The sequence below is a fragment of the Stenotrophomonas sp. 2YAF22 genome, assembly GCF_052114665.1.
Taxonomy (GTDB): Bacteria; Pseudomonadota; Gammaproteobacteria; order Xanthomonadales; family Xanthomonadaceae; genus Stenotrophomonas; species Stenotrophomonas indicatrix.
This window is the reverse complement of the sequence record NZ_JBFRFE010000062.1, coordinates 1-11,080: the sequence shown is the minus strand read 5'-3', so window position 1 is coordinate 11,080 and position 11,080 is coordinate 1. Positions and strand designations below refer to the sequence as shown.

Below are 11,080 nucleotides of genomic sequence, written 5' to 3'. Positions count from 1 at the left end.
TACCAGAAGCACGCATCACGGGTAGTGCCGGCCGCTGGCCGGCAACCGCAGATGTCACCAATCGATCGTGGTAGTGCCGGCCGCTGGCCGGCAATCCGATACCAATCGGGCGCTCAGCCCTGCACGTCACCGGCCAGCGTGCGCAGGCCATCCTCGTCGAGGATCTCAACCACGTTCAGATGGGGCAGGGCGATCAACCCCTGCTGGCGCAGCTTGGTGAAGGTGCGGCTGACCGTCTCCATCGTCAGGCCCAGATGATCGGCGATGTCGCCGCGGCCCATCGGCAGCGAAACGCGCAGGCCATCCCCACCGAGCTTGGCCTCACGCGCGGCCAGGCGAAGCAGGAAATCGGCGAGTTTTTCCGCCGGTTGCAGGCGTGCCAGCGCCAGCGCGGCATCCTGTGCGGCGTCCAGCTCCTGGCAGGCGCGCTGCAGCAGCTTGCGCTCCAGGTGCGGATAGCGGGCGCGCAGGCCCTTCATCTGCGGCAGGGCAACGCGGCACACGCGGCTGTCGGCGATGGCCTCGATGTCGTAGCGATGGTGGTCGCTGCCGCTCAGGCCCAGGTAATCGCCAGGCAGCACGAAGCCATTGATCTGGCGACGGCCATCGGCAAGCGTGCGYACCAGCCGCAGCGCGCCACCGGTCAATGTATAGACATGCTGGCGCTCTTCGCCGCTGCGGGCGAGGGTGCTGCCCATCGTCAACTGCTGCGACACGGTCACCTGTTCCAGCGCCTGCACCTCATCGGGCGACAGTGCAGAGCACACCGCCAGGTGGCGTACCGAGCAGTGCAGGCAGTCCAGCGTGGCGCAGGACGGCGCGGCGGGGTCGTTGGTGGCGGGCGGAGCGCCGGAAGGCCGGGACATGTTGCGTGGGCGTATCGCGGGCGGGGGAGGGCTTTATGATACTTCAAGCGGCCGTTGGACCCCTTATCTGCGGCTGAGCGATGCGGGGCGCTAGAATGTCGCCCCCTCCCACGTCCCCGATTCCGCAGGAGCTCCGCCCGTGATCAAGCCCCGTACCCCGCCCGGCACCCTTGAACTGCTGCCGCGCGAGCAGATTGCGTTCCAGCGCATGCTGGACGTCATCCGCCGCAACTACGAGCGCTTCGGGTTCCTGCCGGTGGAGACACCGGTGTTCGAGCTGTCCGATGTGCTGCTGACCAAGTCCGGCGGCGAGACCGAGCGCCAGGTGTATTTCGTGCAGTCCACCGGCGCGCTGGCCAACGCTGCTGAGTCCGGCGATCGTTCGCTGCCGGAGATGGCGCTGCGCTTCGACCTGACCGTGCCGCTGGCGCGTTACGTGGCCGAGCACGAACACGAGCTGACCTTCCCGTTCCGCCGTTACCAGATGCAGCGCGTGTACCGCGGCGAGCGCGCCCAGCGCGGCCGCTTCCGCGAGTTCTACCAGTGCGACATCGACGTGATCGGCAAGGACAGCCTGAGCGTGCGTTACGACGCCGAAGTGCTGGCGGTCATCCATGCGGTGTTTGCCGAACTGCGCATCGGCGACTTCAGCATCCAGTTGAACAACCGCAAGCTGCTGCGCGGCTTCTTCGAAAGCCTGGGCGTGGCCGAGGGCGAACGCCAGCTGGCAGTGCTGCGCGAAGTGGACAAGCTGGACAAGCGTGGCCCCGACTACGTGCGCGAGACGCTGGTGGGCGAGGGCTTTGGCATTCCGGCCGAACAGGTCGAGAAGATCCTGGCCTTCGTCGCCGTGCGTTCGCAGGGTCATGCCGATGCGCTGGCACAGCTGGCAGCGCTGGAAGACGGTGCGGGTTCCTCGGAGATCCTGCGTGCCGGCGTGGCCGAGCTGCGCGAAGTACTGCAGCTGGTGCAGGCACTGGGCGTGCCGGAAAGCGCCTACTGCCTGAACTTCTCCATTGCACGTGGCCTGGATTACTACACCGGCACGGTGTATGAGACCACGCTGACCGACCACCCGCAGATCGGGTCGATCTGTTCCGGTGGCCGTTATGAAGACCTGGCCAGCCACTACAGCAAGTCCAAGCTGCCGGGCGTGGGCATTTCCATCGGCCTGTCGCGCCTGTTCTGGCAGCTGCGCGAAGCCGGCCTGATCGAGGGCATCGAGGCCAGCAGCGTGCAGGCGCTGGTGGCGCTGATGGACGAGCAGGGCATGCCGCAGTCGCTGGACATCGCCCGCCGCCTGCGCGCCGGTGGCATCAACACCGAAGTGCAGATGGAGCCGAAGAAGATCGGCAAGCAGTTCCAGTACGCGGCCAAGGCCGGTATCCGTTTCGTGGTGCTGGCTGGCGAAGACGAGCTGGCGCGCGGCGTGGTGGCGGTGAAGGACCTGCTGCGCGAGCAGCAGTTCGAAATCTCGCGCGACGAACTGGCCAGCACTCTGCAGGTGGAGCTGGAGCAGTCGCGGGTCATGCCGTGACGCGTGCCGCTGCAGGAACACTGATGCTGTTCCTGCTGGCGGCATGCCAGAGCGATCCAGCGTTGCGCAGCACCCGGATCGGCCCTGCGTATTACCAGCTGGTGGCTGATCGCTGCCATGTGATGGATCGAGCGCAGCTTGAGCAGGATCTGCAGGCCCTTGCCGAGCGGGCGTGCCCGGGCCGGGCCGGAGCGCTGCAGAACCTGCAGCCTCGTCCCAGCCGGCAGGGCAGCCTGTTCGGTGAATGCTTGCGGCGCGGCGCGCTGCAGGCAGAGGTCCGCTGCCTGYCCTGATCGAAGTCCTGTCCATTGCTGCATCCGAACGCCCACCGCCCGGTGGGCGTTTTCGTTTCCGCTGCCTGGTTCAGGGGTCAGATCCGTTTTCCSSWGGAAAACGGATCTGACCCCATGGCCTCACGGTTTGACGCGGTGCGCAAGAATGCGTTAATGTACTAACACGCTATTACATTGATGCAAGAGCCACGCCCGTGAAAGCCCGCCCCGACATTGCCGCCAAAGACCCGCAAGCCGATCTGGACGCCCTGGCCCAGGCCTTTGCCGCACTGCGCGAGCCGGAGCAGGTGGTCGCCTTCCTGCGTGACCTGTGCACGCCGGCCGAGCTGGAAGCCATGGCCGACCGCTGGAAGGTGGTGCCGCTGCTGCAGCAGGGCGTGCCCTACCGCGAGATCCACGAGCGCACCGGCGTCAGCGTGACCACCACCGGACGGGTGGCACGCACGCTCGAGCATGGCCATCGAGGCTATGCCGCCGCTGTCGACCGCCTTGCTTCGCGCTGATCCGCGCCCCGTTCCAGACTTCGAGACCTCCCCCATGAGTGCAACCCAGGCAGCGCCGGCGCGAGACCGGCTGCGTATCGCCATCCAGAAGAGTGGCCGGCTGGCCGAGCCCGCCCGCAACCTGCTCAGTGCCTGTGGCCTGAGYTGGCGCGAGAGCCGCGACAAGTTGTTCTGCTACGGCGAATCGCTGCCGGTGGACCTGTTGCTGGTGCGCGATGACGACATTCCCGGCCTGATCGCCGATGGCGTCTGCGACCTGGGCATCGTCGGCCGCAACGAACTGGACGAACAGGCGGCCGCGCGTCGCCAGATCGGCCTGGCCGATGCCTACCAGGCATTGCGGGGGCTGGGCTTTGGCCAGTGCCGCTTGATGCTGGCGGTGCCGGAAGACTGGCAATGGCAGGGGCCGGCACAACTGGCCGGTACCCGCATCGCCACCAGCTACCCGGCCATCCTCAAGCAGTGGCTGGCCGCGCAGGGCGTGGATGCACAGGTGGTGGAACTGTCCGGCTCGGTGGAGATCGCGCCGCGCCTGGGCACCGCCGACCTGATCTGCGACCTGGTCTCCAGCGGCGCCACGCTGCGTGCCAACCAGCTCACCCCGGTACACAACCTGCTCGACAGCGAAGCCGTGCTGGCCGGTGCGGTACGCGTTCCCGATGATGCGCGCGGCGCGCTGCGCAGCATGCTGCTGCGCCGCCTGGACGGTGTGGTGCAGCGGCAGGACCGCAAGCTGCTGATGTTCCGCGCCAGCGAGGACCGCGTCGACGCGTTGTCGCAGCTGCTGGCCGATGCCGAACCGTTGGTGCGTTTGCCTGCCGATGGCGGTGCATTGCGCCTGCAGACCATGTGCCCCGGTCCATTGACCTGGCAGCGCATGGAAGAACTGGAGCGCGCCGGCGCCCAGGGCCTGATGGTACTGAGCGTGGAGCGGTCGCTGGCATGAATCGTCTGATCTGGTCGCAACTTGACGAGGCCGCACGCGGCGCGGCGCTGACCCGCCCGGTGCAGACCGTGGCGCAGCAGACCCGTGATGCGGTGGCCGCGCTGATCGCGCAGGTGCGCACGCAGGGCGACGCCGCGCTGCGCGCGATCACCGCGCGCTTCGATGGCGTGGATCTGCAGGATTTCGAAGTTTCCGCAGCCGAGTTCACAGCTGCCGATGCCGCGGTGCCGGCCGAGCTGCGCCAGGCCATGGTGGAAGCGGCCGAACGCATCACCCGCTTCCACGCGGCCGGCATGGGCCAGGGCTATACGGTGGAAACCGCGCCGGGCGTGGTCTGCGAGCGCATACTGCGGCCGATCGGCCGGGTTGGCCTGTACGTGCCGGCCGGTAGTGCGCCACTGCCGTCCACTGCGCTGATGCTGGGCGTGCCGGCGCAGTTGGCCGCTTGCCCACAGGTGGTGCTGTGCACCCCGCCGCGTGCCGACGGTACGGCCGATCCTGCGGTGCTGGTGGCCGCGCGCCTGACCGGTGTGCAACGCGTGTTCAAGCTGGGTGGTGCGCAGGCGATCGCGGCGATGGCCTATGGCACCGAAAGCATCCCGGCCAGCGACAAGCTGTTCGGGCCGGGCAACAGTTTCGTCACCGAAGCCAAGCAGCAGGTGGCACAGGACGGTGCCGCCGCCATCGACATGCCGGCCGGTCCCTCGGAAGTGCTGGTGATCGCCGATGCCGGTGCCAACCCTGCATTCGTTGCCGCCGACCTGCTGTCGCAGGCCGAGCACGGCCCGGATTCACAGGTGCTGCTGCTGACCGATGACGCGGCGATGCTGGCCGCCGTCGAGGCCGAAGTTGAACGCCAGGTGGCCCTGCTGCCGCGGCAGGACATCGCCCGCCAGGCCCTGTCGGCATCGCAGTTGATCCAGGTGGAGTCGCTGGCCGATGCGTTTGCGATCAGCAACCGCTACGCCCCCGAACACCTGATCCTGGCCCTGCGCGAACCGCGCGCGTGGCTGGACCAGGTGCAGGCGGCCGGTTCGGTCTTCCTCGGCGACTACACGCCGGAAGCACTGGGTGACTACTGCAGCGGCACCAACCACGTGCTGCCCACCGCCGGTGCCGCGCGCGCCTACAGTGGCGTCAGCGTGGCCAGCTTCCAGAACCTGATCAGCGTACAGAGCGCGACCGCCGCTGGCCTGGCCGCGATCGGTGGCTGCGCGCGCATCATCGCCAGCGCCGAAGGMCTGGATGCGCACGAACGTGCGGTGGCACTGCGCATGGAGGTGGCCGCATGAGCGCGGACATCGACGGCGTGCTGGCCCTGGTACGGCCGGATCTACAGGCCTTTGCCGGCTACAGTTCGGCGCGCAGCAGCGCTGTGCAGGGCGAGGTGTGGTTGAACGCGAACGAATCGGCGTGGGCCAACCCGGCCGACGCCACGGGGGGCAGCCGCCGCTACCCGGAGCCGCAGCCCGCTGCGCTGCGTGATGCGCTGGCGTCGCTGTACGGCGTGCAGCCGCAACAGCTGCTGGTAGGCCGTGGCAGCGACGAGGCGATCGATCTGCTGGTCCGCGCCCTGTGCGTGCCGGGCCGCGATGGCGTGCTGGTGACGCCGCCGGTATTCGGCATGTACGCGGTCTGCGCACGCTTGCAGGGTGCGCCGTTGATCGAGGTGCCGCTGATTGACGATGGTGAGGGGCTGCGCACGGACCTGGATGCGGTGATTGCCGCTGCGAAGGGGCAGGGCGCCAAGCTCGTTTTCCTGTGCGCGCCGTCCAATCCTGCCGGCAGTGATATCCCGCTGCCCGAGATCGAGCGCGTGGCCCTTGCCCTGCGCGGGCAGGCGCTGGTGGTGGTGGACGAGGCCTATGTCGAGTACGCGCAGCGCGCTTCGGCGACCACGCTGCTTGCCGCGCACGCTAACCTGGCGGTGCTGCGTACGTTGTCCAAGGCGCACGCACTTGCCGCCGCGCGTATCGGCACCTTGATCGCCGCGCCGGAACTGATTGCCGTGCTGCGCCGCTGCCAGGCGCCGTACCCGGTACCGACGCCGTGCGCCGAGCTGGCCGTGCAGGCGCTGCAGCCGGCCGCGCTTGCGCGCACCGCTGAGCGGGTAGCCACGGTCATCGCCGAGCGCGAGCGCCTGCACCACGGCCTGCAGGGCCTGCCTGGCATCGGCCGGGTATACGCCTCGGCCGGCAACTACCTGCTGGTCCGCTTTGCCGATGGGCAGGCGGCGTTCGACGCGCTGCTCGCTGCCGGCGTGGTGGTGCGCGACCAGCGCGCCGCACCGCAGCTGGGTGACGCACTGCGTATCAGCATCGGCAGCCCCGAAGAGAACGACCGCGTGCTTGCGGCCCTGTCGGCACGGAGGGCTGCGGCATGACGCCGATCCTGTTCATCGACCGCGACGGCACCCTCATCGAGGAGCCGGCGGATTTCCAGATCGACACCTACGAGAAGCTGCGTTTCGTGCCGCAGGTGATCCCGGCGCTGCTGAAGCTGCGCGATGCCGGCTACCAGTTCGTGATCGTCACCAACCAGGACGGTCTGGGCAGCGAGAGCTACCCGCGCGCCAGCTTCGATGGCCCGAATGACCTGATGCTGCAGATCTTCGAAAGCCAGGGCATCGTCTTCCGTGACGTGCTGGTCGACTGCAGCTGGCCGCACGACAACGCGCCGACGCGCAAGCCGGGCATCGGCCTGATGACAGCCTACCTGCAGGACCGCAGCATCGACTGGGCGCGCTCGGGCATGGTGGGCGACCGCATCACCGACCTGCAGTTCGCCGACAACCTCAACATCCGTGGCTTCCAGCTGCGCACCGAACAGTTCGGCGGCGAGTGGGACTGGCCGGGCATCGCCCACGCACTGGCCGATGCACCACGCACGGCGGTGGTCCAGCGCAATACTAAGGAGACGAAGATCCGTGTCGAGCTGGATCTGGACCGTGCCGGCGATGCGCACATCCACACCGGCCTGCCGTTCTTCGACCACATGCTGGAGCAGATCGGCAAGCACGGCGGTTTCGCCCTGGACATCCGCGCCGAGGGCGATCTGCACATCGACGAACACCACACCATCGAAGACACCGGCCTTGCGCTGGGCCAGGCCCTGCGCGAGGCGCTGGGCGACAAGCGCGGCATCGGCCGTTACGGCTTCACCCTGCCGATGGATGAAACCCTGGCCAGTGCTGCGCTGGATTTCAGCGGCCGCCCGTATTTCGTATTCGAAGGCGAGTTCAAGCGCGAGCGCGTAGGCGACATGCCGACCGAACTGGTCCCGCACTTCTTCCGTTCGCTGTGCGATGCCAGCGGGCTGAACCTCAACCTGCAGGTGCGTGGCGACAACGACCACCACAAGGTTGAAGCCTGCTTCAAGGCCCTGGCACGTGCACTGCGGCCGGCACTGGCGCGGCAGGGCACGGCCTTGCCGACCACCAAGGGGGCGCTGTGAGCGAGGTCGTGCTGATCGATGCCGGCGGTGCCAACCTGGGTTCGGTGCGCTACGCATTGGAACGGCTCGGTGCGACGGTGAAGCTGGTCCGCGATGCCGAAGGCCTGGCCGGCGCGCAACGGGTGATCCTGCCCGGCGTCGGCGCGGCCGGCCCCGGCATGCAGCGCCTGCACGCGCAGGGCCTGGTCGAGCCGCTGCGCCAGCTGCAGGTGCCCTTGATGGGCATCTGCCTGGGAATGCAGCTGTTGTTTGACCGCTCCGAAGAGGCCGGCGTGGATACGCTGGGATTGATCCCCGGCGTGGTGCGCAAGCTGGTGCCGGCCTGTGGCATCCGCGTTCCGCACATGGGCTGGAACCGGCTGCTGCCGCTGCGCCCATCGCTGCTGCTGCAGGGGGTACCCGAGCGCGCCAGCGCGTACTTCGTGCACAGCTATGCCGCGCCGCTGAACAGCCATACCGTCGCCGCCTGTGATCACGGCGGCCTTTTCACCGCCGTGGTCGAGCAGGGCCGCTACTTCGGCGCCCAGTTCCATCCCGAGCGGTCCGGCGATACCGGTTCGCTGATGCTGCGCAATTTCCTCGAGGGCACCGCTGCATGAGTTTCATCGTCTACCCCGCACTGGATATCCGCGACGGCCGCGTCGTGCGGCTGCGCCAGGGCGACTACGCGCAGGAAACCCACTATGGCGACGACCCGCTGCCGCGTGCGCAGGCGTTCGCCGCACAGGGCGCACAGTGGATGCACCTGGTGGATCTGGATGCCGCACGTGTCGGTGGCTACACGTTGGCGCCGCTGTTGGCCGCGATCCGTGCGCAGACCCCGCTGCAGGTGCAGACCGGTGGCGGCGTGCGTGGCCGTGACGACGTGGCACGCATCCTCGATGCGGGTGCAAGCCGCGTGGTGATCGGGTCACTTGCGGTGCGCGAGCCGGCGCAGGTGATCGGCTGGCTGGGCGAGTTCGGCCCGGAGCGGCTGACCATCGCCCTCGATGCACGGCAGGACGCGCAGGGACAATGGCAGCTGCCGGTGCATGGCTGGACCGAGAACGCGGGGGTGACCCTGGATGCGCTGGCCGAACGCTATGCACAGGCCGGCATGCGTCACCTGTTGTGCACCGACAYCGCCCGCGATGGCATGCTGGCCGGGCCCAACATCAGCCTGTACCAGCACCTCGCAGCGTTGCTGCCGGGCGTGGCTGTACAGGCGTCAGGCGGTATCCGCGATGTGGCCGACGTGGCTGCGGCACAGGCCGCCGGTTGTGGCGGCGCGATCCTCGGCAAGGCATTGCTGGAACAGCGCATGGACCTGGCGGAGGCGCTGGCATGCTGAGCCGCCGCATCATTCCGTGCCTGGACGTGCGCGATGGCCGCGTGGTCAAGGGCGTGCGTTTCCGCGATCACGTCGACATGGGGGACATCGCCGAACTGGCGCAGCGCTATCGCGACCAGGGCGCCGACGAGCTGGTGTTCTATGACATCGGCGCCAGCCCGGAGGCACGGTCGGTGGACGTGGCCTGGATCGAGCGCATCGCGCGCCTGATCGATATCCCGTTCTGCGTGGCCGGCGGCATCGACAGCGTAGAGACCGCGCGTCGCGTGCTGTTCGCCGGCGCGGACAAGATCTCGATCAACTCACCCGCGCTGGGCCGCCCGGAACTGATCACGGAACTGGCCGAAGAATTCGGCGTGCAGTGCGTGGTGGTCGGTGTCGACTCGGTACGCGAGGACGACGGCCAGTGGCGCGTGCGCCGTTTCAGCGGCGACCCGGACAAAACCCAGGCAGTGCCGCTGCGCACGCTGGACTGGATCGTCGAGGCGCAGCGCCGGGGTGCCGGCGAGATCGTGCTGAACTGCATGGACAGCGATGGCGTGCGCCGTGGCTATGACGTCGAGCAGCTGCGCCAGGCACGTGCGCTGTGCCAGGTGCCCCTCATCGCATCGGGCGGTGCGGGTACGATGGAGCACTTCGCCCAGGCCTTTGACCAGGCCGACGTTGACGGTGCGCTGGCGGCCAGCGTATTCCACAGTGGCGCCATCGCCATTGCCGACTTGAAGCGCTACCTGCGCGAGCAGCAGATCGAGGTGCGGGATGTCTATTGATGTGCGGCCGTCGCCGCAGGCGCTGGAAACGCTGGACTGGGACAAGGGCGATGGGCTGCTGCCGGCCGTTGTGCAGGACGCCGACACCCTGCAGGTGCTGATGCTGGGTTACGTCAGCGCCGAGTCGCTGGCAGCGACGCTGGCCATCGGCCACATGACCTTCTTCAGCCGCAGCAAGCAGCGTCTTTGGACCAAGGGCGAGCAGTCCGGCAATGTGCTGGCGGTGCAGTCGATCAGCGTCGATTGCGATGCCGATACGCTGCTGGTGCTGGCGCGCCCGGCAGGTCCGACCTGCCACACCGGCGCGGAAAGCTGCTTCGACGGCGCGCCGAAGGACTTCCTCGGTGGCCTGGACCAGCTGGTCGCCGTGCGTGAGGCGCTGCGCCCCTCCGGCAGCTATACGACGTCCCTGTTCGAAGGCGGCATCCGCCGCATCGCGCAGAAGGTGGGCGAGGAAGGCGTGGAGACGGCGCTGGCCGGGGTGGCGCAGGACGATGAGGCCTTGCTGGGCGAGGCGTCGGACCTGCTGTACCACCTGCTGGTGCTGCTGCGCGCGCGCGGGCTGTCGCTGGAAGATGCCCGCGACGTGCTGGAAAAGCGCCATCGTTAGAGGTGCGGTAGTGCCGGCCGCTGGCCGGCAACCTGATGATCGTGGGACGCCTGGTGGAATGCCGGCCAGCGGCCGGCACTACAGGAAAAGCGGCAATCGCGTGCGCGATGTCATCGGCGGAATCTACAATAGGCGGTCTCTTTTTCCTGGACCGCCCCATGAAACTGCCTGCCGCCTGGCTGTGTTGCCTGTTGCTGACCTCGCCGGCCTGGGCCGCCGATACCGTGGTCAGCGGCAAGGTCTATCTGGAGCGTGACGGCAAGCCGGGCCGCGGTGCGACCGATCCGGGCCTGGCCGGCGTGCAGGTGTCCAACGGCGAAACCATCGTCAAGACCGCCGCCGACGGCAGCTACAGCCTGCCGGTGCGTGACGGGCAGACGGTCTTCATGATCAAGCCCGATGCCTATTCCTTCCCGAAGGCTGCCGACGGCCTGCCGTCGTTCTGGCGACACTACCGGCCGAATGGTTCTCCGGCGCTGAAGTACGGTGGCATCGCCGCGACCAGTGACGTGGCCCGCAACTGGGACTTCGCCCTGCAGAACGACCGGCATGACAGCCGCCGTGGTTTCCAGATGCTGGTGTTCACCGACTCGCAGACCGCCAGCCTGCAGGACATCGGCTACTACCGGCAGTCCATCGTGGCGCCGCTGGTTGGGCAGACCAAGGCCCGCCTGGGTACCACGCTGGGCGACATCGTCAACGACGACCTGACCCTGTACCCGGCGATCAACAAGGTCACCGCCGAACTCGGCGTGCCGTGGTTCCACGTACC

At 68.1% G+C, this 11,080-nt stretch carries 13 protein-coding genes; 12 read left to right on the top strand and 1 reads right to left on the bottom strand.

What is annotated here, in order from left to right; all coding sequences use genetic code 11:
- Window positions 1–113: 113 nt before the first annotated feature.
- Window positions 114–866 (bottom strand): Crp/Fnr family transcriptional regulator, encoded by a 753-nt coding sequence (locus AB4Y84_RS04355; RefSeq protein WP_049464442.1) that lies wholly within the window; start codon window positions 864–866, stop codon window positions 114–116.
- 139 nt (window positions 867–1,005) lie between these two features.
- Between AB4Y84_RS04355 and hisS the strand changes: the two genes are divergently transcribed.
- The 12 genes from hisS to AB4Y84_RS04295 form a co-directional block, all read left to right on the top strand.
- Complete coding sequence (hisS, locus tag AB4Y84_RS04350) at window positions 1,006–2,403, top strand: histidine--tRNA ligase (protein WP_428704268.1); 1,398 nt, start codon at window positions 1,006–1,008, stop codon at window positions 2,401–2,403.
- Between the two features lie 23 nt (window positions 2,404–2,426).
- Window positions 2,427–2,696, top strand: a complete 270-nt coding sequence (locus tag AB4Y84_RS04345; RefSeq protein WP_442249811.1) for a hypothetical protein — start codon at window positions 2,427–2,429, stop codon at window positions 2,694–2,696.
- Between the two features lie 194 nt (window positions 2,697–2,890).
- On the top strand, window positions 2,891–3,199 hold the full coding sequence (locus AB4Y84_RS04340; protein ID WP_025874839.1) for a YerC/YecD family TrpR-related protein: 309 nt from the start codon (window positions 2,891–2,893) through the stop codon (window positions 3,197–3,199).
- 34 nt (window positions 3,200–3,233) lie between these two features.
- Window positions 3,234–4,145, top strand: coding sequence for an ATP phosphoribosyltransferase (gene hisG, locus AB4Y84_RS04335; protein ID WP_033830971.1), 912 nt, complete (start codon window positions 3,234–3,236; stop codon window positions 4,143–4,145).
- Window positions 4,142–5,437, top strand: coding sequence for a histidinol dehydrogenase (gene hisD, locus AB4Y84_RS04330; RefSeq protein ID WP_442244787.1), 1,296 nt, complete (start codon window positions 4,142–4,144; stop codon window positions 5,435–5,437). The genes hisG and hisD overlap by 4 nt, the downstream gene beginning before the upstream one ends.
- A complete protein-coding gene (gene hisC, locus AB4Y84_RS04325; RefSeq protein WP_442244788.1) occupies window positions 5,434–6,528 on the top strand; it encodes a histidinol-phosphate transaminase in 1,095 nt (364 codons plus the stop codon). The genes hisD and hisC overlap by 4 nt, the downstream gene beginning before the upstream one ends.
- The gene (gene hisB / locus AB4Y84_RS04320; RefSeq protein ID WP_394196331.1) at window positions 6,525–7,598 is read left to right on the top strand and encodes a bifunctional histidinol-phosphatase/imidazoleglycerol-phosphate dehydratase HisB; all 1,074 of its coding nucleotides are present in this window, start codon (window positions 6,525–6,527) and stop codon (window positions 7,596–7,598) included. Before hisC ends, hisB begins: the two co-directional genes overlap by 4 nt.
- Window positions 7,595–8,197: an imidazole glycerol phosphate synthase subunit HisH gene (gene hisH, locus AB4Y84_RS04315; protein ID WP_025874829.1), complete on the top strand. Its 603-nt coding sequence runs from the start codon at window positions 7,595–7,597 to the stop codon at window positions 8,195–8,197. Before hisB ends, hisH begins: the two co-directional genes overlap by 4 nt.
- Window positions 8,194–8,928, top strand: a complete 735-nt coding sequence (gene hisA / locus AB4Y84_RS04310) for a 1-(5-phosphoribosyl)-5-[(5-phosphoribosylamino)methylideneamino]imidazole-4-carboxamide isomerase (protein WP_442249810.1) — start codon at window positions 8,194–8,196, stop codon at window positions 8,926–8,928. Before hisH ends, hisA begins: the two co-directional genes overlap by 4 nt.
- Complete coding sequence (gene hisF / locus AB4Y84_RS04305) at window positions 8,922–9,698, top strand: imidazole glycerol phosphate synthase subunit HisF (protein WP_049464459.1); 777 nt, start codon at window positions 8,922–8,924, stop codon at window positions 9,696–9,698. The genes hisA and hisF overlap by 7 nt, the downstream gene beginning before the upstream one ends.
- Complete coding sequence (gene hisIE / locus AB4Y84_RS04300; RefSeq protein ID WP_099818309.1) at window positions 9,688–10,308, top strand: bifunctional phosphoribosyl-AMP cyclohydrolase/phosphoribosyl-ATP diphosphatase HisIE; 621 nt, start codon at window positions 9,688–9,690, stop codon at window positions 10,306–10,308. Before hisF ends, hisIE begins: the two co-directional genes overlap by 11 nt.
- 158 nt (window positions 10,309–10,466) lie before the next feature.
- On the top strand, window positions 10,467–11,080 hold a 614-nt coding region (locus AB4Y84_RS04295; protein WP_442249809.1), incomplete at its 3' end, for a metallophosphoesterase N-terminal domain-containing protein.

Excerpts from the sequence above, each read along its gene's own strand:
- hisC (WP_442244788.1), top strand. The coding sequence starts at position 5,434 with ATGAGCGCGGACATCGACGGCGTGCTGGCCCTGGTACGGCCGGATCTA.
- hisB (WP_394196331.1), top strand. The coding sequence starts at position 6,525 with ATGACGCCGATCCTGTTCATCGACCGCGACGGCACCCTCATCGAGGAG.
- hisF (WP_049464459.1), top strand. The coding sequence starts at position 8,922 with ATGCTGAGCCGCCGCATCATTCCGTGCCTGGACGTGCGCGATGGCCGC.
- hisIE (WP_099818309.1), top strand. The coding sequence starts at position 9,688 with ATGTCTATTGATGTGCGGCCGTCGCCGCAGGCGCTGGAAACGCTGGAC.